This window comes from Brevundimonas phoenicis, from assembly GCF_047237745.1.
Taxonomy (GTDB): domain Bacteria; phylum Pseudomonadota; class Alphaproteobacteria; order Caulobacterales; family Caulobacteraceae; genus Brevundimonas.
The window spans coordinates 1,180,580-1,200,288 of the sequence record NZ_JBDFLN010000001.1 but is presented as its reverse complement, the minus strand read 5'-3'; the positions used below and the strand labels follow the sequence as shown (position 1 = coordinate 1,200,288).

The window sequence follows — 19,709 nt, the reverse complement described above, 5'->3', positions numbered from 1 at the left end:
GGGCCGTCGCCTGAGGGCTTGAAGGGCGTGCGCTTCAGGCCCGCCTCCCTCAGATCTCGCCGAGAGCAGAGAGGTAGAGGTCCAGAATCGCTTCTTCTTCCTGACGCTTGGCCTTGTCCTGCTTGCGCAGGCGCAGAACCTTGCGCAGCACCTTAACGTCATAGCCTTCGCCCTTGGCCTCGGCGAAGACCTCCTTCATGTCGACCATGACGGCCTGCTTGTCCTCTTCGAGGCGCTCCAGGCGCTCGATGATCGAGCGAAGGCGGCCCTGGGCCGTGGCGGTCAGGACGTCGGGGCTGGCGTCGAAGGAAGCGTCGTCCATGACTGAACTCCAGAACTCAAAATCAGGCTGCGCCCTCAAACAGGCCGAAGGCCGTCAGGGCAAGAGAAAACCACGCCTTCAAGCAGGCCGAAGGCCGTTAGGGCGAAGAAGTAGAATCACTAATCACGCACAGGCGCCCGGCTCAACGCCGGACGCGAAAAAGCCGCGGACAACGCCCGCGGCCCTGTGGATAGTCATCCCATCCACCGACGCTCGGCGCGCGCCTGACCTATAGACAGGCCGGGCGCGCCGATCGCGCGTGATCAGCCTTGCTTGGCTTTGAAGCGCGGGTCGGTCTTGTTGATGACGTACAGAACGCCCTTGCGACGAACGATCTTGCAGTCGCGGTGGCGACCCTTCAGCGACTTCAGCGAGCTACGGACCTTCATGGTCGGATGTCCCGGTTGGAGGCCCGTGAGGGCGAGTAAAACAAAAGAGCCGCGGGCGAACCAGCGGCGGAGGCGGTCGTATAGAGAGGCCTTCGCCTTTCGTCAACATTCCGCGCGGGGAATCCACTGGAGGCCTGGCCCCCGAGTCGAACGGAGGATCTCCGGACTTGCACGTCCGGCGCGTCGCCCCTCCGCCACCAGGCCCTGCTCAGGGAACGCTGCAATGTAAATTCGGCGGATTAACCGCCTGCTTTCAAGAATGGTTAACGCCGTTTTCACCCTTATCACGGAAACTGATCCAGCCTTCGCGCGCTTGTGATTGGTCGAGGAATTCGGGGGCGTTAGCCTGTGACTATGCGTATCGCTTATCGTCTTCTGTTGTTGGGTTCGGTTGCCGCCTGCACCCCCATGGTTCCCACGCCGCCGCAGCCCCAGCCTGCGCCGCCGCCCGTGGTCGAGCCTGCCCCCGCCACGCCGGCCCCCACGCCCCCGCCCGCCCAGACGGACCTCAGCGAGGCCTATGACCACGCCAGCTTCGACGCCTGGAAGCAGAGCTTCCTGGAGCGCCACGGCGGCGCCCGCAAATGGGAGTACGCCCGCGAGCTGGAGAGCGTGACGCCCAACCCCAGCGTCGTGCGTCTGGACCGTAACCAGCCCGAATTCTCGCGCCCCGCCGGGGTCTATATCCAGAACGCCACCACGCCCGCGCGAATCGCCATGGCGCGCCAGCGCGTCGACCGCGTGCCGTGGGACGTGACCCAGAAGTACGGCGTGCCGACCGAAATCCTGCTGGGCGTCTGGGCGCAGGAAAGCGCCTTCGGCCAGGTCCAGGGCGATTTCGACGTCATCCGCTCCCTGGCGACCCTGGCCTATGACGGCCGCCGTCGCGCCTGGGCCGAGGACCAGCTGAAGCACGCCCTCGACATCGTCGTGACGGGCAAGCGCGACCGTGCAGGGCTTAAGGGCAGTTGGGCCGGGGCCATGGGCCAGACCCAGTTCATGCCGGACAACTATCTGCGGCTGGGCGTCGATCAGAACGGCGACGGCAAGGTCGACATCTGGGGCTCGGACGCCGACGCCCTGGCCTCGGCGGCGAATCTGCTAGCTCAGGCAGGCTGGAAGCGCGGCCAGGGCTGGGCCTATGAAGTCACCCTGCCCTCCAACTTCGACTACAGCCAGGCCGAGGGGCCGAAACACCCCTGGTCCTATTGGACCGCCCGCGGCGTGCGCCTGGCCGACGGCTCCTCGCCCAACAGCGCCGAGGCGGCCGAGGGCGCGGCCATCCTGCTGCCGCAAGGCGCCAAGGGCCCGGCCTTCCTGGCCCTGCCCAACCACTACGTCATCCGCCGCTACAACAACTCGGTCAGCTATGCCCTGGCCATCGGCATGATCGCCGACGGCGTGTCGGGCAAGCCTGCGCTGAAGGCCTCCTGGCCCAACGACGGCCCTCTGACGCGGGACCAGCGCGTCGGCGCCCAGCAGGCCCTGACGCGCATGGGCTTCGACACGCAAGGCGTCGACGGCGTCATCGGCTCCAACACCCGCGCCGCCCTGCGCCGCTGGCAACAGGCGAACGGTCGGACGGCGGACGGGTATCTGACCGACGTGCTGGCGGAAGAGCTGATCAGGCGAGCGCGCTGAGCTTTTCCCTCTCCTGTTGGGAGAGGGCTTGAGCCTCCAAGAGCCGCTGGCGATTGGCTAAGGCGACCCGTAGGGCGGCGCGAAGCAGCCAAAGGGTGAGGGTTCGGGGCTTAAGTCGGCCAAGGGCCGTCACGCTACGGCTTACGCCGACTGACGGAACAAGCCCCTCACCCTTTCGCGCAAGAACGATCGCTGACGCGCTCGTGCGCTCAAGCCCTCTCCCGCCGGGAGAGGGTTTCCTAGCCCTTCATCCGCCAGGTCGCGCCCTGCGGGCCGTCCATGACGACGACGTTCAGTTCGTTCAGCCGATCGCGGATGCGGTCGGCCTCGGCCCAGTTCTTGGCCGTGCGGGCAGCGGCGCGTTGCTCCAGCAGGCCCTCGACCTCGGCCTTCAGTCCTTCATCGACGCCCGAGAACCATTCCGCCGGATCGGCCTGAAGCACGCCCAGGATGGAGGCCGCCGCGATCAGCCGCCCCTTGGCTTCGGCCACCGCCGCCTCATCGCCCGCCGTCATGCCGCGCTCGATGTCGCTGGACAGGGCGAACAGGGCCGCCATGGCGCCCGGCGTGTTCAGGTCGTCCTCAATGGACTTCAGGAACTCGACCGGCGGCTCCACGTCCGCCGCCTCGACCCCGGCCGCGCGATGCAAGGCGCCGTAGAGGCGATCCAGATTCTTCCGGCTCTGCTCCAGCAGCGTCTGGTTCCAGTCCAGCGGCTGACGATAGTGGGCGCTCAGCAAGGCCCAGCGCACCACCTCGCCCGGCATGGCCTGCACCAGATCGTGCAGCAGCAGGACGTTGCCGATCGACTTGGACATCTTCTCGGCGTCCACAGTCAGGAAGCCGTTGTGCATCCAGTAGCGGGCGTATTCGTCATGCGCCTCATCGCCATGCGCATGGCCGTGGGCGCAGACGCCCTGGGCGATCTCATTCTCATGGTGCGGGAAGACCAGGTCGATCCCGCCGCCGTGGATATCGATGGGCAGGCCCAGCGTCTCCTCGATCATGGCCGAGCATTCGATGTGCCAGCCGGGGCGCCCTTCGCCCCACGGCGAGGGCCATGACGGCTCGTCCGCCTTGGACGGCTTCCACAGCACGAAGTCGTGCGGGTTCTTCTTGTAGGGGGCCACCTCGACGCGGGCGCCGGCGATCATGTCGTCCAGATTGCGCCCCGACAGCGCGCCGTAGGACGGATAGGACGACACGTCGAACAGCACATGACCCTCGGCGGCATAGGCGCAGCCGGCGTCGATGATGGCCTGAATCTGCTTGGTGATCGCCTCGATATAGTCGGTGACGTGCGGCGCGATGTCGGGCGGCGAGACGTTCAGCAAGCCCATGTCGGCCAGATAGGCGGCCTCATAGCGGGCGGTGATCTCGCCGATGGCGACGCCTTCCTTGGCGGCCTTGGCGTTGATCTTGTCGTCCACGTCGGTGACGTTGCGGGCGTAGACCACCTTGTCCGCGCCATAGGTGCGGCGCAGCAGGCGCACCAGCACGTCGAACACCACCGGCGGACGGGCGTTGCCGATGTGGGCGTAGTCATAGACCGTCGGGCCGCAGACATAGAGGCTCACCCGGTTCGGATCACGTGGCGCGAACAGGCGCTTTTCACGGCGCAGGGTGTCGTGGATGTGCAGGGCCATGGGTCAGGTCTTTTGCGAGTTTTCTTGCGGGACGGACGAGGTGTCCCATATAGCGGCCTGATAGACAGTCAGGGCCGCGCGCCCAAGTCCATATAAATTAGTATTCTGAACAGGCGCTCTCGCCGCCGCCGGATCGTTTCATGAGCACCACCCCCGCCAAGCCCGTCCTCGTCGCCAATGAGGCGCCGCAGCGTCCCAGCCGCGAACAGGCTCTGGAGGCCGTGCGCACCCTGATCGCCTGGGCCGGCGACAACCCCGACCGCCCAGGCCTGCTGGACACGCCCAAGCGCGTGGTCGACGCCTATGGCGAATGGTTCGACGGCTATGACGCCGATGCGGGCAAGGAGCTGTCGCGCACCTTCGAGGACGTGACCGGCTACGACGACATGGTCATCCTGCGCGACATCGAGGTCGAGAGCCACTGCGAGCACCACCTGGCGCCCTTCCTGGGCAAGGCCTACGTCGCCTATCTGCCGGGCGAGAAGGTGGTGGGCATCTCCAAGCTGGCGCGCGTGGTCGAGATCTTCGCCCGTCGTCTCCAGAACCAGGAGACCCTGACCAACGACATCATCGACGCCATCGAATCGCACTTGCAGCCCAAGGGCGTGGCGGTGCTGGTCGATGCGGCGCACCAGTGCATGACGACGCGCGGCGTGCATCACCGCCACGTCTCGACCATCACCACCCGCTTCACCGGCGCCTTCAAGGACGACCCGGCCCTGGCCGAACGATTCCTCAAGCTGGCCAAGGGTTGAGCCGAAGAACGCTGGCGTTGGTCGTCAGGGATTGAATTGATCGCGGAGAAGGCGGCCTCTGACCGAATTCGCAATCTTATTCCCCTGCATGGTCATTTCCTCGCATTCGACGGCTTTACAAGGCCGCCCTGGGACGCCAAGAGACGAGTTTGAATTTCAGTGCGGTCCGCCGGAGGGTGCGGGCCTTGATGGAGACGACTGCGTATGGGCGCGAAACTTTCCTCGAGCGGCGGCGGCGGCGGCGGCAGACTTGCCCAACAGAACGCGGACATCAACGTCACGCCGTTCGTGGACATCATGCTGGTTCTGCTGATCATCTTCATGGTCGCGGCGCCGATGGCCACCGTCTCGATCAAGCTGGACCTGCCGCCGGCCACGCCGCCGGCGCCGGACGCCGAGAAGCCGAAGGAGCCGGTGTACATCACCATCCAGGAATCCGGCTCGCTCTACATCGCCGAGAAGGAAACCTCGATCGCCACCCTGCCGGCTGACGTCTGCTCCGCCCAGGGCGCCGTGGCCAACTGCCGCGACGAGCGCGTTTTCGTCCGCGCCCAGCCGGAAGTGAAATACAACCAGTTCATGGAAGTCATGAACAAGCTTCAGGAGAACGGCTTCTTCAAGGTCGGCCTGCTGAACGAAGACATCGAATAGGATCGTTTCGATCCCATCGGATCAAGGGTCGCCTCGGCGGCCCTTTTTCTTTGCCCGGCAGTCATTCGACCGCTTGCATCGCCCTCCCGTTCCCGCCTCAATGCGGACCTCGAAAGAGGGGGAGTTTATCGCCATGCGTCGCCGTACGTTCCTGTCCGCCTTGCCCGCGGGCGCTCTGATGGCGGGAGCCGCCAGCGCACAACAGGCGGCCGGAGCCCCGGCCCCATACGCGGCGCCTCCCGCCCGCTCCACGCCCCGGCCGGATCCTTACGCCGGCGTCGGCATCGGCGACCGCATCACCGGGCCGAAGTTCGTGGGCCGTTCAACCGTCTGGGGCGCGAACGGCGCCGCCGCCACGGCCCACCCCGCCGCCACGATGATCGGCCTGGACACCCTGCGGCGCGGCGGCTCGGCTATCGACGCCGCCATCGCCATCAACGCCGCCCTGGGCTTCCTGGAGCCGACCGCCAACGGCATAGGCGGCGACGCCTTCGGCCTGATGTGGGATCCAGCGCAGAAGAAGGTCGTCGGCTTCAACGGCTCGGGGAACAGCCCGCGCGGCCTGTCGCTGGCCACCGCCCGTTCAAAGGCCGGGGCTGACGGCTATCTGCCCCGCTACGGCGCGGTGACGGTCAACGTTCCCGGCGCGGTCGACGCCTGGTGGAGCGCACACCAGCGCTACGGCAAACTGCCGTGGAAGGATGTCCTGCTGCCCGTCGCCGAACTGTGCGAACAGGGCGTGCCCGTGCCGCAGGTCGTGGCCTACTACCTCGAACGCAACATGGCCGGCTTCGACCGCAGCGCCGCGACGATCGAGGAAAACGACAACCGAAAGAAGGTCTGGCTGACCGGCGGCCGCACGCCGAAAACGGGCGAAATCTTCGCCAATCCGGACCTAGGCCGCACCTACCGCCTGATCGCCGAGGGCGGCCGCGACGCCTTCTATGACGGGATGATCGCCGATCATATCGAGCGCTATTTCAAACGCATCGGCGGCTGGATGACCCGCGCCGATCTGGCCGCCCATCGCACCGAATGGGTCGAGCCGCTGATGACCACCTATCGCGGGGTCGAGGTCTATTCGCTGGGGCCGAACACGCAAGGCCTGTCGACCAACCAGATCCTCAACATCTGCGAACAGTTCGATCTGAAGGCCATGGGCTTCCAGTCCGCCGCCTCGATCCACGTCCAGGCCGAGGCCAAGCGCCTGGCGTTCGAGGACCGCGCCCGCTACTTCGCCGACGAGCGCTTCGCCAAGGCCCCGACCGCCTGGCTGAACTCCAAGGAATACGCCGCCGAACGGGCCAAGTTGATCCGTCCCGACCGCGTCATGGACCGCGTCTTCCCCGGCGATGCGCCGACGCAGGGCGACACCACCTATTTCAGCGTCGCCGACAGCGACGGCATGATGGTCAGCTGGATCCAGTCCAACTATCGCGGCATGGGCGGCGGCCTGGTCGCCGACGGCCCGGACGGCCGGACGCTGGGCTTCATGTTCCAGAACCGCGGCGAACTGTTCGCCCTGACCGACGGCCACCCCAACGTCTATGCGCCCGGCAAGCGCCCGTTCCACACCATTATCCCCGGCTTCGCCTGCAAGGACGGCGAGCCGTGGATGGCCTATGGCGTCATGGGCGGCGGGATGCAGCCGCAGGGACAGGCCCAGATCATCATCAACATGGTCGACTACGGCCTCGATCCGCAGGAAGCCGGCGACAGCCCGCGCTGGCAGCACTACGGCTCATCCGAACCGACCGGCCAACCGGCCGAAGGCGTGGGCAAGCTGCACCTCGAATCCGGCGTGCCCGAAGCGACCAAGCAGCAACTGACGGCGATGGGCTGGGATCTGGGTCCGCCCGACGGCGGCTTCGGCGGCTATCAGAACGTGATGAAGCAGATCAACGAACAGGGCCGCTGGACCTACGGCGCCGCCACCGAAATGCGCAAGGACGGCAACGCCCTGGCCTATTGATCGGGCCCCAGTCAGGAGACGCCCATGATCACCGCTCTCGTGGCCGCCGGTCTGCTGTCGATGCTCGACTGGTCCGATGGATGCCGCCCCGTCGCAGGGTCCGAGGCCCTTTGGCGCGATGACGTCCGTTATGTCTTCGTCGGCGAGACCCACGGCACGGTCGAGGCCCCCGCCGCCTTCGCCGATCTGGTGTGCGCGGCGCTGGAACAGGGGCCGGTCGTCGTCTCGCTGGAGTATCCGGTCGAGTTTCAACCGACGCTGGACGCCTTCATGGAGGCCGACACCGAAGCCGAAGCCCGTGCGGCGCTCGCCGCCTATCCGCACGGCTCCTTCGTCCATCATGACGGACGCGGCAGCGAGGCCATGCTGGACCTCTTGCTGCGGTTGCGCGCCATGCTGCGGGAGGCCGCCGACATGACCGTGGTCGCCTCGGTCCCGAACAGCCCGCGTGTCGAAGGCTTCCGCCAATCCTATGCAGAAATGGATCGGGCGGTTCTATGGAGCCGTCAGGCCATGGCCCAGCCTCACTCCCGCGTGCTGGCGCTGGTCGGGCGGGTCCATGCCGAGAAGCTTCGTCGCGTGGGCTCGCCGCTGGGCCTGCCCGCCGCCGCCCATATCCGCCCGGAAGAAACTTTGTCTCTCAGCGTCGCCCAGCAAGGCGGCGAGGCGTGGATGTGTCGTGACGACTGCGGCGGCGCACCGATCCCCAATGTCGACGCCGCCAGAACGCGCGGCATCATTCTCGCATCGCAACAGGATGGCAAATTTGACGGCCTGCTGGCGCTGGGCCCGACCACGGCGTCCGCCCCCGCAAAGCCTTGACCTGACGCGGCGTCAACCGGCTAAGGTTCGTTTCCAAACAGGACGGACCTATGACCGATCTCGTGACTCGCGACTTCACCGCCCCGGCCGCCGACGGCTATCCGCTGTCGATGCGGCTGGTGTCGGCCGCCCGGCCTCGGATCGCCGTGCTGGTTTCGTCCGGCACGGGCTTTCCCAAGGGCTTCTACGAGCGCTTCGCCCGCTATCTGGCGGCGCGGGGCGCGGCGGTGCTGACCTATGACTTTCGGGGCATCGCCGGGTCGCGGCCCGATGACCTGAAGAGCTCGACCATCGACTATCCCGACTGGGGACGGCTGGACATGCCCGCCGCGCTGGACGCCCTGATCGAGGCGGCGCCGGGCCTGCGCGTCGTCCATGTCGGTCACAGCGTCGGCGGCCATTTCATCGGCTTCATGCCCAATCACCACCGGATCGAGCGGCACGCCTTCGTCTCGGTCGGGACCGGCTGGTGGGGCGGGCACCACCGCAGCTACAATCCGATGGAGCTGTTCTTCTGGCTGGGCTTCGGACCGTTCAGCCTGATGCGCCACGGCTATATCAAGGGCGGCGGCCTGTGGGCCGGGACCGACCTGCCGCGCGGGGTCTTCACCACATGGCGGCGCTGGTGCATGAAGCGCGCGTATTTCTCCAAGGAGCTGGAGACCAGCCTGCGGCCCCATCATTATGAGGCCGTGACCGCGCCGATCCGCTCATGGATTTTCACCGACGACCCCATCGCCACGCCCAGCACGGCGCGCGATCTGTTGAGTGTCTATCCCAACGCTCGCTCGAACATGAACGTCCATGCGGCCGGCGATTTCGGCGCGCGGCGGATCGGCCACGAAGGCGCCTTTCGCAAGGGGATGGAGCCGTTGTGGGATCGGATTTTCCACTGGCTGAACAATGGCGACGCCTGAGCGGGCGCCTATATCCCAGGCTCATCGTCCCACCGGAGCCTCCCCCCATGCCCTATTCCGATCAGCCGACCGTGACCGCCTCGGGCGTTGAGATTCCCCTGCTCGGTTTCGGCACCTGGCAGCTGGAGGCCGACGACGCCCGCCGCATGGTGCGCGAAGCCCTGCGCATCGGCTATCGCCACATCGACACCGCCTGGATCTACAAGAACGAGAAGGCGGTCGGCGACGGCATCGCCGACGCCGTGGCCGAAGGCATCGTCACGCGCGACGACATCTTCGTCACCACCAAGATCTGGGTCGATCACTTCCATCACGACGCCCTGCTGCGTCAGGCCGAAGAGTCCGCGCTCAGCCTGGGCCTGACGCCGGACCTGCTGCTGCTGCACTGGCCCAAGCCGACGCCGGCGCTGGCGGAAACCATCGACGCCCTGAACGCGGCGCGCGATCAGGGCTTCACCAAGAACATCGGCCTGTCCAACTTCCCCTCGACCCTGTTCCGCGAGGCCGCCGCCCTGTCGCGCGCGCCGCTGATCACCAATCAGGTCGAATACCACCCCTATCTGTCGCAAAAGACGTTGATCGAAACGGCGCGGGAACTAGGCTCGTCCATCACCGCCTGGTCGCCGCTGGCGCAGGGCAAGATCGCCGACGACGCCGTGATCGGCGAGATCGCCAAGACCCACGGCAAGACCAACGGCCAGATCGCCCTGCGCTGGATCATCCAACAGGGCGTCATCGCCATTCCGCGCACCGCCAAGGAAAGCCGCGCGGCCGAAAACTTCGGCATCTTCGACTTTGAGCTGTCGACCGACGAAATGGCGTGGATCAGCGCCCTGGCCCGCCCCGACGGCCGCATCGGCGACTGGCTGGACGAGGCCTTCCAATGGGATCAGGATGCCTGATCCGACACGGTTCTAGGGCGCATGCGCCGAGGAGGACGCCATGGGTTCGGTTCTGGGCTTTCCGGGGATTGATCCGATGGACGCCGTCGTCGGCGCGCGCATCCGCCGCTGGCGCGACCAGCGCGGCGTGGCCTTCGACGACCTGGCCGCCGCCATCGACCTGACGCCCGAGGCGCTGCGCCGGGTCGAGGCGGGACGCGAGCACCTGGACGCCGCCCAGTTGGACGCCGCCACCCGCGCCCTGCGCCTGCCGGTGTGGGCGCTGGTGTCCGACGCCCCGGCCTATTGATGACGGCGCGGCTCTATCGCGGACTGTTCGCCGTGGTCGGCTGGGGCGCCCTGGCCCTGCAATACGGCCTGCTGCTGCGGAACAATCCCGGCTCCGGCGCAGGCGAGCTGACGCTGAACTTCTTCAGCTTCTTCACCATCCTGACCAATCTGCTGGCGGCGCTGGCCCTGACGGGACCGGCGCTGGCGCCCGACAGTCCTCTGGGCCGATGGAGCCGAAGCGAGGGCGTGCGGGCCGCCGTCGCCATGTACATCGTCGTGGTCGGCGTCGTTTATCATCTGCTGCTGGCCCAGACCTGGAACCCGCAGGGTTGGCAGAAGGTCGCAGACACTCTGCTGCACACCGTCATGCCCCTGGCCTTCGTCGGCGACTGGCTGCTGTTCACGGCCAAGGGGCGGCTGCGCTGGATCGACGCGGTCAAATGGCTGGCCTTTCCGCTGCTCTACGGCGGCTGGACCCTGGCGCACGGGGCGATGACGGGCTGGTGGCCCTATTGGTTCGTCAATGTCAGCGAACTGGGCCTGGCGCGGGCGGCGGCGAACTTCGCGGGCCTGCTGATCTTCTTCCTGCTGCTGGGGCTGGTCGTCGTGGCGATCGATCGCGCGTTCGGACGGCGTGACAGACGGCTCGCGTCCGCCTAAGCGTCAGCGCATGGCCTACAAGTCCCTGCGCGATTTCATTGCGACCCTCGAAGCCGACGACGAACTGGTCCGCGTGTCGGAGCCCGTCTCCACCCATCTGGAGATGACCGAGATCCAGACCCGGCTGCTGCGCAACGGCGGCCCGGCGGTCCTGTTCGAGAAGCCGGTCATGCCCGACGGCTCGATCAGCCCCATCCCCTGCCTCGCCAATCTGTTCGGCACGGTGAAGCGGGTGGCCATGGGCGTGACGCTGGAGGGCAAGCAGCGCACCACGGCGGGCGAGCTGCGCGAGGTCGGCGAGCTGCTGGCCTTCCTGCGCAATCCGACGCCGCCGCGCGGCCTGGGCGACGCCATGGAGATGCTGCCGCTGGCCCAGACCGTCATGTCCATGCGGCCCAAGACGGTGAAGAAGGCCCCGGTGCAGGAGGTGGTGCTGAAGGGCGATCAGATCGACCTGACCAGCCTGCCCATCCAGGGTTGCTGGCCCGGCGAGCCCGCGCCCCTGATCACCTGGGGGCTGGTCGTGACCAAGGGGCCGTCGGACGACCGCGAGGACGACTTCAACCTGGGCATCTATCGGATGCAGGTGCTGGGCAAGGACAAGGCCATCATGCGCTGGCTGGCCCATCGCGGCGGCGCCCAGCACTACGCCCGGCATAAGAAGGCGGGCAAGCGCGAGCCCCTGCCCTGCGCCGTCGTTCTGGGCGCCGATCCGGGGACCATCCTCGCCGCCGTGACCCCGGTGCCGGAAACCCTGTCGGAATATCAGTTCGCCGGCCTGATGCGCGGCTCCAAGGCCGAACTGGTCCCGTGCAAGACCGTGCCGCTGATGGTGCCGGCCAACGCCGAGATCGTGCTGGAAGGCCACGTCCTGCTGGACGAGTTCGAGGACGAAGGCCCCTACGGCGACCACACCGGCTACTATAACTCGGTCGAGAAGTTCCCGGTCTTCCAGGTGACGGCGATCACCATGCGCAAAGACCCCATCTATCTGACCACCTTCACCGGCCGTCCGCCGGATGAGCCGTCCGTGCTGGGCGAGGCCCTGAACGAGGTCTTCATCCCCCTGATCCGCCAGCAGTTTCCCGAGATCACCGACTTCTGGCTGCCGCCCGAGGGGTGCAGCTATCGCATCGCCGTAGTGTCGATGAAGAAGGCCTATCCCGGCCACGCCAAGCGCGTGATGATGGGCTGCTGGAGCTATCTGCGCCAGTTCATGTACACCAAGTGGATCATCGTCGTGGACGACGACATCAACGCCCGCGACTGGAAGGACGTCATGTGGGCCGTCTCGACCAAGATGGACCCGGCGCGCGACATCACCGTCATCGAGAACACCCCCATCGACTATCTGGACTTCGCTTCGCCTGAGAGCGGCCTGGGCTCCAAGATCGGTCTGGACGCCACCGATAAGTGGGAGCCCGAGACCAAGCGCGAATGGGGCAAGGAAATCCGCATGGAGCAGGACGTGATCGACCGCGTCTCCGATAAGTGGGCCTCGTTGGGCCTGCCGGGCGACGGGGCGCCGATCTGGAAGGCCTGACGCGGTTCCTGTGAGCAGTTTGCAAAAACTCGTCTCGCGAGAGAACCCAAATGGCTGATCGGCGTTCAGTTTCCCGGCCGAAGGAACGGCGACGCTTGGGGCGCGCTGATCGGCCTAGGGGAATCCATATGATTTCACGCACCAGCGCCGGCGTCGCCACGCTCGCACTCGCCGCCGCGCTCAGCCTTTCGGCGTGCGGCGACAGCAAGGGCAACGCCGAGAATCCGGCGCCCAAGTCGGTCGCTCAGGCGGCGGGCAACGAGGCCACCCAGGAGAAGATGAACCTCTACATCGACGCCTTCAACGCGCTGATCGACGACCACTGGGGCGTGTCGAAATACTTCGGCGACTATCAGAAGCTGGACATCCCGAACGCCTCGGCCACGGCGAATCTCTACTTCCCCGAGAACATCTCCCACCTGGAGCGCGCGATCGCGAAGCTGAAGGAAGGCCGGGCGCTGAACGGCGGCAATCAGGGCAAGAAGGCCGATGAGGCGGCCGACAAGCTGATCCCGCAACTGGAGGCCCTGCTGGCCCAGTGGCAGGCGCTCGACCCCTATTTCGAATCCCGCGCCTATCGTGACGACGGCCTGGCCAAGGCCAAGGCGGCCCACGCCGCCCAGACGCAGGCCTATCAGGGCAGCGTCGCCGGCATCGAACAACTGGACGTCGCCCTGACCGAATACCAGCGCGCCAGCAACGCCGCCAAGATGGAGGCCATGCGCAAGGGTGGCCACGCCGCCGAGGCCAGCCTGCTGGACGCCATGCAGAAGGCGGACCTGTTCACCAATGCGGTGATGGAGGACAACAAGGCCGAAGCGGACGCCCAGCTGCCGGCGATGGAAGCGGCCATCGCCAAGCTGCGCGAGGAACAGGCCAAGATGCCGGCGGACAACAGCAACAAGTCCTACCTGTCCAGCATCGCCGACAACCTCAGCGGCATGGTCGGCGCCTATCGCGACTTCAAGCAGTCCAACTCGGACAGCTACCGCGAGTCCGTCGTGGACCGCTACAACAGCGCCATCGGCAACATGAACCGCGTGGAACTGCCCGCGTAACGACCCTGCGTCCGGCCGTCACGCGCGGCCGGACGCGCTTCTCGCGAACTGCGCCGGGGTTGCCAGACGGCTGTGATCGGATCACGAAGGGCCTATGCGCCTAGACCGTTTCGTCACAGCGGCCGTCGCCGCCCTAGTTTGTCTCGCGAGCCCCGCCATGTCCCAGACCCCGTCCGCTTCCGTTCCCAACGAAGCCCCGTGGGACCAGGCCTTCCTGCCGCCCGCTCTCGCCTGGGACGGCCCCAGCCGCGCCCTGCTGCGAGGCGCCGCCGATCCCTGGGTCACGGGGTTCGAGGCCGATGCGGCGCATGACTTCTCGCCCAACTACGCCGACACCCGCGCCTGGTTCGATCGGCTGGACGCCGCCAGCGACCTGATCCGCATCGAGCAGTTCGGAACCTCGCCGGAAGGCCGCCCGATCTACGCCGTGATCGCCTCCAAGGACGGCGCGGCCTTCGCTCCGTCCAAGCCCGTCCTGCTGGCCCAGGCCGGCATCCATCCGGGCGAGATCGACGGCAAGGACGCGGGCATGATGCTGCTGCGCGACATCGCCTTCTACGGAAAAGACAGCCTGCTGGATCGCGCCAACCTGATCCTGATCCCGATCCTCAGCGTCGACGGGCACGAGCGCGCAGGCGCCTATTCGCGCCCCAACCAGCGCGGGCCGCGCATCCAGGGCTGGCGCCACACGGCGACCAACCAGAACCTGAACCGCGACTTCATGAAGCTGGATCAGACCGAGATGCAGGCCGTCATGGGCCTGATCCACAAATACCAGCCGGACCTCTACGTCGACATCCACGTCACCGACGGCATCGATTATCAATACGACGTCACCTTCGGCTACAACGGCGAGGACGGCGTCTGGAGCCGCAGCCCGGCCATCGCCTCATGGCTGGACGCCGCCTTCAAGCCCGCCATGTATGAGGCGCTGGAGACGCAGGGCCACATCCCCGGCGAACTGGTCTTCGCCATCGACGACCGCGATCCGAAGAAGGGTCTGAACGACGGCGGGCTGGGCGAGCGTTACTCCAACGGCTGGGGCTCGGCGGCCCACGTCCCGACCATTCTGATCGAGAACCACAGCCTGAAGCCGCATGAGCAGCGGGTGCTGGGCACCTACGTCTTCCTCGAGGAAGCGCTGAAGCTGCTGGCCGAAAAATCCGGCGACCTGCGCGCCGCCATCGCCGCCGACCGCGCCCTGCGCCCCGCCGAACTGCCCGCCAATTTCGACAGCGACGAGACGCCCTCGCGCACCCGCCCCTTCAAGGGCATCCGCTATGAGACGTTCGACAGCGTCGCCTCGGGCCGCCCCGAAATCCGCTGGCTGGGCCAGCCGGACGCTGAACTGTGGCCCATGCCCTTCTACGGCTCGCACCCCACGCTGACGCTGAAGCGGCCGACCGCCTATTGGGTGCCGTCCTATCGTCAGGACGTGATCGAGCGCCTGCGCGTCCACGGCGTGCAGATGCAGACGCTGGACGCCCCGCGCACCGTCGCCGTCGACATGCTGCGCCTTGTCGATCCCAAGGTGTCGGGCCGCACCAATGAAGGCCATGTGCCGATCTCGGTCAGCGAGGTCCGGCCCGAGGCCCACGACTGGACCTTCCCCATCGGATCGGTGCGCGTGCCGACCGATCAGCCGATGGGCGACGTCGCCATTCTGCTGCTGGAGCCGCAGTCGAACGAGAGCTTCTTCGCCTGGGGGATGTTCCCCGAAGTGCTGAACCGCGTCGAATACATCGAGGCCTACGCCATCGCCCCGCTGGCGGAAAAGATGCTGGCCGCCGACCCGGCGCTGAAGGCCGAGTTCGAGGCGAAGCTGGCCGCCGATCCCGCCTTCGCCGCCGACGGCGATGCGCGTCTCGCCTGGTTCTATGAGCGCACGCCCTTCTACGACCAGCGCTATCGCCTCTATCCGGTGGGGCGTGAAAATTGAGCCTGATCCCGACCATTCAGGCCGCCGCCCTGTGGGGCGGTCTGCTGATCTTGCTGCTGTTCGTCCTGTCGGGCGTGGTGGTGCGGCGCCGCCGTCAGCATCTGGTCGAGTTCGGCGACGGCGGGGTGCGCGAGCTGGTCTGCGCCACCCGCGCCTTCTCCAATGCGGCCGAATACATCCCGGCTGGAATGTGCGGCCTGATCCTGCTGGCCTTCCTCGGCGCCCCCGCCATGCTGATCCATGCGGTCGGCGGGATGTTGTTCGCGGGGCGTGTGATCCATGCGCTGGGCCTGCTGTTCCAGGACGGCCCGTCGCTGGGCCGTTCGGTCGGCATGATCCTGACCTGGCTGGCGCTGCTGGTGGCGGCCGTCAGCCTGATCGCGTGGTCGATCCTCTGACCTTCTCCCGATGGGAGAGGGCTTGAGCCTCCAAGAGCGAAGCGATTGGCAAGGCGAAAGGGTGAGGGTTCGCGGGTGAGGTCGGCCGCAAGGCCGTCGCGCCACGGCTTGCGCCGACTGACGGGACAAGCCCCTCACCCTTTCGCGCCAGAACGATCGCTACGCTCTCGTGCGCTCAAGCCCTCTCCCGCCGGGAGAGGGTATGCTGTTGCAGCCCGGACTTCCCTCCGCCATATCGGGGCATGTCCGATAAGACGCCCTCCCCCGACATCCTGAACGATCTGATCTCCGCCGCGCTGAAGGCCGGCGCCGATGCGGCAGAGGCCGTGTCCGCCCATCGCGCCTCCCTGTCCGTCGGCGTGCGCAACGGCGCGCTGGAAGACGTGGAGCGTGAAGAGGCCCGCGACCTGGGCCTGCGCGTCTTCATCGGGCGGCGTCAGGCGACGGTGTCCGCCTCCGACCTGTCCGACGCCACCCGCGCCCGTCTGGTCGAGCGCGCCGTGGCGATGGCCAGGCTGGCGCCGGAAGACCCCTATGCGTCCCTCGCGCCGCAGGACCGGCTGGCCGCCGCGCCGCACGCGGACCTTGACCTCTATGATCCCGCCGAGCGCTCGGCCGAGGCGCTGGAAGCCGCCGCCGCCGAAGCCGAAGCCGCCGCCCTGGCCGTATCGGGCGTGTCCAAATCCGAAGGCGGCCACGCCTCATGGTCGGCCAGCGAGTGGCGCCTCGTCACCTCGCACGGCTTCGACGGCCGCCATCGCGGCAGCGCCTTTTCGCTGGGCGTCGGCGTCATCGCCGAGAAGGACGGCGCCATGGAGCGCGGCGGCGAAAGCCGCGCCGTGCGCCACCTGTCCGACCTGCCGGACGCCGCCTTCATCGGCCTGAAGGCGGGCGAGCGCGCCGTCGCCCGCGTCGGCCCGCGCAAGATCGCCTCGACCACCGCCCCCGTCATCTTCGAGAACCGCGTCGCGACCCAGGTGCTGTCGCCGCTGCTGGGCGCCATCTCCGGCCCGTCGATCGCGCGCGGCAGCTCCTTCCTGAAGGACAAGCTGAACCAGAGCGTCCTGCCGACCGGCGTCGATCTGATCGACGACCCGTTCCGCCCGCGCGGCCTCGGCTCCACCCCCTTCGACGACGAGGGCGTGGCCGTCGAACGGCGCGAGATCGTCAGCAACGGCGTCCTGACCACCTGGCTGCTGAACACGGCCTCGGCGGCCCAGTTGGGCCTGCAAACCACCGGCCATGCCTCGCGCGGGCTGGCGGGACCGTCGGGCGTCTCGACCCACAACCTGCACCTGGCGCCGGGCGAAGGCGATCTGGACGCCCTGATGGCGCAGGCCGGGACGGGCCTTTTGATCACCTCCATGTTCGGCCCCTCGCTGAACGGCAACACCGGCGACTGGTCGGCGGGCGTGTCCGGCTTCTGGTTCGAGAACGGCCAGCGCGTCTATCCGGTCAGCGAAGTCACCGTGGCGGGCAATCTGATCGAGCTCTACGCCCGCCTGCAGCGCGCCGGGGATCTGGAGTTCCGCGGCTCGTTCAACAGCCCCTCCCTGCTGTTCGACAAGGTAGCGATCGCGGGCAAATGAGCGATTACAGCGCCGACCTCGCCCTGATCCGCGACGCGGCCCTGGCCGCCGGTCGGCTGGCGCTCGAACACCGCGAGGCCGGGCTGAAGGTCTGGTCCAAGGACGGCGGCTCGCCCGTCACCAGCGCCGATCTGGCGGTGGACGAACTGCTGCGCGATGCGCTTCTGACCGCCCGCCCCGACTACGGCTGGCTGTCCGAGGAAACGGCCGACAGCACGGACCGCCTGTCGAAGAAGCGCATCTTCGTCGTCGACCCGATCGACGGCACCGTCGCCTTCATGAAGAACAAGCCGTGGTGGTGCGTGCCCATCGCCGTGGTCGAAAACGGCCGCCCCGTCGCCGCCGTCATCTACGCCCCGATGATGGACGAGATGTTCGAGGCCACCCTGGGCGGCGGCGCCCGCCTTCAGGGCCGCCCCATCAGCGCCTCGGACACCGACGATCTGGAGGACGCCGAGCTTCTGGCCGACGCCCGGCTGATGGAGGCGCGCGAATGGGACGAACCCTGGCCCTCGATGCGCTTCTCCAAACGCAACGCCCTGGCCTATCGCATGGCGCTGGTGGCGGCGGGGGCCTTCGACGCGGCCATCGCCATCAGCCCCAAATGGGACTGGGACGTCTGCGCCGGCGCCCTGATCGCCGAAGAAGCCGGGGCCAGGGTCAGCGACCATATGGGCCGCGCTTGGCGCTTTAATCGCCCCGATCCGCGCCAAACCAGCCTGATATGCGCCGCGCCGGCCCTTCACCCGTTGATCGTGAGGCGCACAGCGCCTATCCCGCTGGCCATCTGACATTCCTCCCGCAATGGACCCCCTCTCCATGGCCGACTCTCACGACCCCCAACTGCTTCACCTCGTCATCGGCGGCGAAATGCGCCACCCGGCCGAGCCCGTCTTCCGCGACCTGTCGCAGGTCGAGTTCGTCGGCGCCTTCGGCAACTACGAAGAAGCCAAGAAGGCCTGGAAGGCCCGCGCCCAGGCGACCGTCGACAACGCCCACATGCGCTACTTCATCCTGCACGCGCACAAGCTGATCGACCCGCGCACCGACGCCTGACCCACCGTTCACGGCGCAGTTACGCCGCTGTTCAGGAACCGCAGGGGCGGCTGATGCGCTTTCTCATCAGTCGCCTTTGTCATGAACAGGATTCGCCATGCTGCCGACCCTCATCGTCCTGCTTCTGGTGATTGTCGCCGTGGCGGCGATCGTCTGGGTCGTGCGCAAGGGGCCGCCGCACGTCGCCCGCCCCGGCGAGGATCAGGACACCGCCTGGAACGACCCCTTCACCCCTTCTGATCGGGACCGCAGACCTTGACGCTATTCGGCCAGACGCTGGACGGCCAGCAGATCTTCGGCGTGGTCTCCCTGATCGCCGTCCTGGCGCTATGGCTGATCGTCCTGGCCCGCCAACGCGATCACGTCCGTCAGATCAAGCGCTGGAAGAAGGAACAGACGGCGCGCAACGCCCCGCCGCCCGCCGCCGGACGCGGCCCCTGGGGCTGACCCCTATTCGCGTTTCAACAGGCGGTCGACGACCAGCTTGCCCCACCAGCCGGCCTTGAACTCGGCGCGGATCGCCCTGGGGTCATAGGCGTCGCTCTCGACCCAGTCCTCGAAGCTGACGCCCGTGGGTTCGACCTCGGCGACATATTTCTCGAGCGTATAGTCCAGCACGCCGGTCAGCCCCTCGCGGCTGTGCAGGGTGCGCTTGCCCAGCTCCTCCATCGCCGCCGAGATCGGCTCGCCCAGGTGGAAGTGGCGATAGAAGACCGCCATCATTCCCGCCCGGTCCGCGCCCGACTTGCAGTGGATCAGGGCCGGATACTCCATCGTCTGGAACAGGGCCTTGGCCCGGCGCACACGGTCCTTGCCCGGCGGATCGCGCGAATCCAGCGGCGCGTCGATCAGGGTCAGCCCCAGCCGTTCGCAGGCGTCCTTCTCCAGCCAATAATAGGCCTCGTCCCTCTGACCGCGCAGATTGACGACGGTGCGGACGCCCTGCCGCTTCCACCAGGCCAGCTGGCGCGGCGACGGCTGATTGGTCCGCACCAGGTCCGGTCCCAGCCAGTGGGCGTTGGTGAACGCCGTGCGCAGAAAGGCGTGATCCTTCCAGAAATAGGACCAGCGCGCCTTGAAACGGCCGAACGGCGTAGTCAGATCGTAGCGCCCCATGACGGCGAGATAGCGCCGTTTGCACCCGGCGTCACCCGTCCCAAGGCCGTCTCTCTCGCGCGC

Annotated in this window: 22 protein-coding genes and 1 tRNA gene; 18 read left to right on the top strand and 5 right to left on the bottom strand. The window is 67.3% G+C overall.

Annotated features, from left to right (window positions below; genetic code table 11):
• Positions 1-49: 49 nt before the first annotated feature.
• The 3 genes from gapR to ABC419_RS05930 all read right to left on the bottom strand — a co-directional run bounded on the left by gapR (position 50) and on the right by ABC419_RS05930 (position 915).
• Positions 50-322 carry a nucleoid-associated protein GapR gene (gene gapR / locus ABC419_RS05940; RefSeq protein ID WP_003165749.1) on the bottom strand — a complete coding sequence of 91 codons (273 nt, stop codon included), beginning with the start codon at positions 320-322 and terminating at the stop codon, positions 50-52.
• Positions 323-585: 263 nt separating this feature from the next.
• Positions 586-711 (bottom strand): type B 50S ribosomal protein L36, encoded by a 126-nt coding sequence (gene ykgO / locus ABC419_RS05935; RefSeq protein WP_003165750.1) that lies wholly within the window; start codon positions 709-711, stop codon positions 586-588.
• 127 nt (positions 712-838) lie between these two features.
• A tRNA-Ala gene (locus tag ABC419_RS05930) sits at positions 839-915 on the bottom strand.
• A gap of 150 nt (positions 916-1,065) precedes the next feature.
• Here ABC419_RS05930 and ABC419_RS05925 point away from each other — a divergent pair.
• Positions 1,066-2,352, top strand: coding sequence for a lytic murein transglycosylase (locus tag ABC419_RS05925; RefSeq protein WP_412876022.1), 1,287 nt, complete (start codon positions 1,066-1,068; stop codon positions 2,350-2,352).
• Positions 2,353-2,591: 239 nt separating this feature from the next.
• Here the strand turns inward: ABC419_RS05925 and cysS are convergent, their stop codons facing one another.
• Positions 2,592-3,998, bottom strand: a complete 1,407-nt coding sequence (cysS, locus tag ABC419_RS05920; protein ID WP_412876023.1) for a cysteine--tRNA ligase — start codon at positions 3,996-3,998, stop codon at positions 2,592-2,594.
• A gap of 140 nt (positions 3,999-4,138) precedes the next feature.
• Here cysS and folE point away from each other — a divergent pair, with 140 nt between their 5' ends.
• From folE to ABC419_RS05835, 17 genes are all read left to right on the top strand, one after another.
• Positions 4,139-4,753: a GTP cyclohydrolase I FolE gene (gene folE, locus ABC419_RS05915; protein ID WP_412876024.1), complete on the top strand. Its 615-nt coding sequence runs from the start codon at positions 4,139-4,141 to the stop codon at positions 4,751-4,753.
• Positions 4,754-4,957: 204 nt separating this feature from the next.
• Positions 4,958-5,404, top strand: a complete 447-nt coding sequence (locus ABC419_RS05910; RefSeq protein ID WP_125900005.1) for a biopolymer transporter ExbD — start codon at positions 4,958-4,960, stop codon at positions 5,402-5,404.
• A 133-nt stretch (positions 5,405-5,537) separates the two neighbouring features.
• Positions 5,538-7,376: a gamma-glutamyltransferase family protein gene (locus ABC419_RS05905; protein WP_412876025.1), complete on the top strand. Its 1,839-nt coding sequence runs from the start codon at positions 5,538-5,540 to the stop codon at positions 7,374-7,376.
• A gap of 24 nt (positions 7,377-7,400) precedes the next feature.
• Entirely contained in the window at positions 7,401-8,198 is a 798-nt protein-coding gene (locus tag ABC419_RS05900) for a hypothetical protein (protein ID WP_412876026.1), read from the top strand.
• 50 nt (positions 8,199-8,248) lie between these two features.
• The gene (locus ABC419_RS05895; RefSeq protein WP_412876027.1) at positions 8,249-9,115 is read left to right on the top strand and encodes an alpha/beta hydrolase family protein; all 867 of its coding nucleotides are present in this window, start codon (positions 8,249-8,251) and stop codon (positions 9,113-9,115) included.
• Between the two features lie 47 nt (positions 9,116-9,162).
• Complete coding sequence (locus tag ABC419_RS05890; RefSeq protein ID WP_412876028.1) at positions 9,163-10,017, top strand: aldo/keto reductase; 855 nt, start codon at positions 9,163-9,165, stop codon at positions 10,015-10,017.
• 40 nt (positions 10,018-10,057) lie between these two features.
• Positions 10,058-10,306, top strand: a complete 249-nt coding sequence (locus ABC419_RS05885; RefSeq protein ID WP_125900001.1) for a helix-turn-helix domain-containing protein — start codon at positions 10,058-10,060, stop codon at positions 10,304-10,306.
• Positions 10,306-10,947, top strand: coding sequence for a Pr6Pr family membrane protein (locus tag ABC419_RS05880; protein WP_412876029.1), 642 nt, complete (start codon positions 10,306-10,308; stop codon positions 10,945-10,947). The genes ABC419_RS05885 and ABC419_RS05880 overlap by 1 nt, the downstream gene beginning before the upstream one ends.
• A 10-nt stretch (positions 10,948-10,957) precedes the next feature.
• Positions 10,958-12,490: a UbiD family decarboxylase gene (locus ABC419_RS05875; protein ID WP_412876030.1), complete on the top strand. Its 1,533-nt coding sequence runs from the start codon at positions 10,958-10,960 to the stop codon at positions 12,488-12,490.
• A gap of 128 nt (positions 12,491-12,618) precedes the next feature.
• Entirely contained in the window at positions 12,619-13,548 is a 930-nt protein-coding gene (locus ABC419_RS05870) for a DUF3829 domain-containing protein (protein ID WP_200168107.1), read from the top strand.
• Between the two features lie 157 nt (positions 13,549-13,705).
• On the top strand, positions 13,706-15,487 hold the full coding sequence (locus tag ABC419_RS05865) for a M14 family metallopeptidase (RefSeq protein WP_412876031.1): 1,782 nt from the start codon (positions 13,706-13,708) through the stop codon (positions 15,485-15,487).
• Positions 15,484-15,885, top strand: a complete 402-nt coding sequence (locus ABC419_RS05860; protein ID WP_412876032.1) for an MAPEG family protein — start codon at positions 15,484-15,486, stop codon at positions 15,883-15,885. Before ABC419_RS05865 ends, ABC419_RS05860 begins: the two co-directional genes overlap by 4 nt.
• A 242-nt stretch (positions 15,886-16,127) precedes the next feature.
• Positions 16,128-17,474, top strand: coding sequence for a TldD/PmbA family protein (locus tag ABC419_RS05855; protein ID WP_412876033.1), 1,347 nt, complete (start codon positions 16,128-16,130; stop codon positions 17,472-17,474).
• Positions 17,471-18,265, top strand: coding sequence for a 3'(2'),5'-bisphosphate nucleotidase CysQ (locus ABC419_RS05850; protein WP_412876034.1), 795 nt, complete (start codon positions 17,471-17,473; stop codon positions 18,263-18,265). The genes ABC419_RS05855 and ABC419_RS05850 overlap by 4 nt, the downstream gene beginning before the upstream one ends.
• A 13-nt stretch (positions 18,266-18,278) precedes the next feature.
• Positions 18,279-18,530: a DUF4170 domain-containing protein gene (locus ABC419_RS05845; RefSeq protein WP_003165766.1), complete on the top strand. Its 252-nt coding sequence runs from the start codon at positions 18,279-18,281 to the stop codon at positions 18,528-18,530.
• A 97-nt stretch (positions 18,531-18,627) separates the two neighbouring features.
• Positions 18,628-18,789 carry a hypothetical protein gene (locus ABC419_RS05840; protein ID WP_412876035.1) on the top strand — a complete coding sequence of 54 codons (162 nt, stop codon included), beginning with the start codon at positions 18,628-18,630 and terminating at the stop codon, positions 18,787-18,789.
• Positions 18,786-18,977: a hypothetical protein gene (locus ABC419_RS05835; RefSeq protein WP_412876036.1), complete on the top strand. Its 192-nt coding sequence runs from the start codon at positions 18,786-18,788 to the stop codon at positions 18,975-18,977. Before ABC419_RS05840 ends, ABC419_RS05835 begins: the two co-directional genes overlap by 4 nt.
• A gap of 3 nt (positions 18,978-18,980) precedes the next feature.
• Here ABC419_RS05835 and ABC419_RS05830 read toward each other — a convergent pair whose 3' ends face one another.
• Positions 18,981-19,646, bottom strand: a complete 666-nt coding sequence (locus ABC419_RS05830) for a protein tyrosine phosphatase family protein (RefSeq protein ID WP_412876037.1) — start codon at positions 19,644-19,646, stop codon at positions 18,981-18,983.
• Positions 19,647-19,709 lie beyond the last annotated feature (63 nt).

What these genes read in the sequence shown, in the direction of transcription:
- gapR (WP_003165749.1), bottom strand. Translation starts at nt 322, where the DNA reads ATGGACGACGCTTCCTTCGACGCCAGCCCCGACGTCCTGACCGCCACG.
- ykgO (WP_003165750.1), bottom strand. Translation starts at nt 711, where the DNA reads ATGAAGGTCCGTAGCTCGCTGAAGTCGCTGAAGGGTCGCCACCGCGAC.
- ABC419_RS05925 (WP_412876022.1), top strand. Translation starts at nt 1,066, where the DNA reads ATGCGTATCGCTTATCGTCTTCTGTTGTTGGGTTCGGTTGCCGCCTGC.
- cysS (WP_412876023.1), bottom strand. Translation starts at nt 3,998, where the DNA reads ATGGCCCTGCACATCCACGACACCCTGCGCCGTGAAAAGCGCCTGTTC.
- folE (WP_412876024.1), top strand. Translation starts at nt 4,139, where the DNA reads ATGAGCACCACCCCCGCCAAGCCCGTCCTCGTCGCCAATGAGGCGCCG.
- ABC419_RS05910 (WP_125900005.1), top strand. Translation starts at nt 4,958, where the DNA reads ATGGGCGCGAAACTTTCCTCGAGCGGCGGCGGCGGCGGCGGCAGACTT.
- ABC419_RS05905 (WP_412876025.1), top strand. Translation starts at nt 5,538, where the DNA reads ATGCGTCGCCGTACGTTCCTGTCCGCCTTGCCCGCGGGCGCTCTGATG.
- ABC419_RS05900 (WP_412876026.1), top strand. Translation starts at nt 7,401, where the DNA reads ATGATCACCGCTCTCGTGGCCGCCGGTCTGCTGTCGATGCTCGACTGG.
- ABC419_RS05895 (WP_412876027.1), top strand. Translation starts at nt 8,249, where the DNA reads ATGACCGATCTCGTGACTCGCGACTTCACCGCCCCGGCCGCCGACGGC.
- ABC419_RS05890 (WP_412876028.1), top strand. Translation starts at nt 9,163, where the DNA reads ATGCCCTATTCCGATCAGCCGACCGTGACCGCCTCGGGCGTTGAGATT.
- ABC419_RS05885 (WP_125900001.1), top strand. Translation starts at nt 10,058, where the DNA reads ATGGGTTCGGTTCTGGGCTTTCCGGGGATTGATCCGATGGACGCCGTC.
- ABC419_RS05880 (WP_412876029.1), top strand. Translation starts at nt 10,306, where the DNA reads ATGACGGCGCGGCTCTATCGCGGACTGTTCGCCGTGGTCGGCTGGGGC.
- ABC419_RS05875 (WP_412876030.1), top strand. Translation starts at nt 10,958, where the DNA reads ATGGCCTACAAGTCCCTGCGCGATTTCATTGCGACCCTCGAAGCCGAC.
- ABC419_RS05870 (WP_200168107.1), top strand. Translation starts at nt 12,619, where the DNA reads ATGATTTCACGCACCAGCGCCGGCGTCGCCACGCTCGCACTCGCCGCC.
- ABC419_RS05865 (WP_412876031.1), top strand. Translation starts at nt 13,706, where the DNA reads ATGTCCCAGACCCCGTCCGCTTCCGTTCCCAACGAAGCCCCGTGGGAC.
- ABC419_RS05855 (WP_412876033.1), top strand. Translation starts at nt 16,128, where the DNA reads ATGTCCGATAAGACGCCCTCCCCCGACATCCTGAACGATCTGATCTCC.
- ABC419_RS05850 (WP_412876034.1), top strand. Translation starts at nt 17,471, where the DNA reads ATGAGCGATTACAGCGCCGACCTCGCCCTGATCCGCGACGCGGCCCTG.
- ABC419_RS05845 (WP_003165766.1), top strand. Translation starts at nt 18,279, where the DNA reads ATGGACCCCCTCTCCATGGCCGACTCTCACGACCCCCAACTGCTTCAC.
- ABC419_RS05840 (WP_412876035.1), top strand. Translation starts at nt 18,628, where the DNA reads ATGCTGCCGACCCTCATCGTCCTGCTTCTGGTGATTGTCGCCGTGGCG.
- ABC419_RS05830 (WP_412876037.1), bottom strand. Translation starts at nt 19,646, where the DNA reads ATGGGGCGCTACGATCTGACTACGCCGTTCGGCCGTTTCAAGGCGCGC.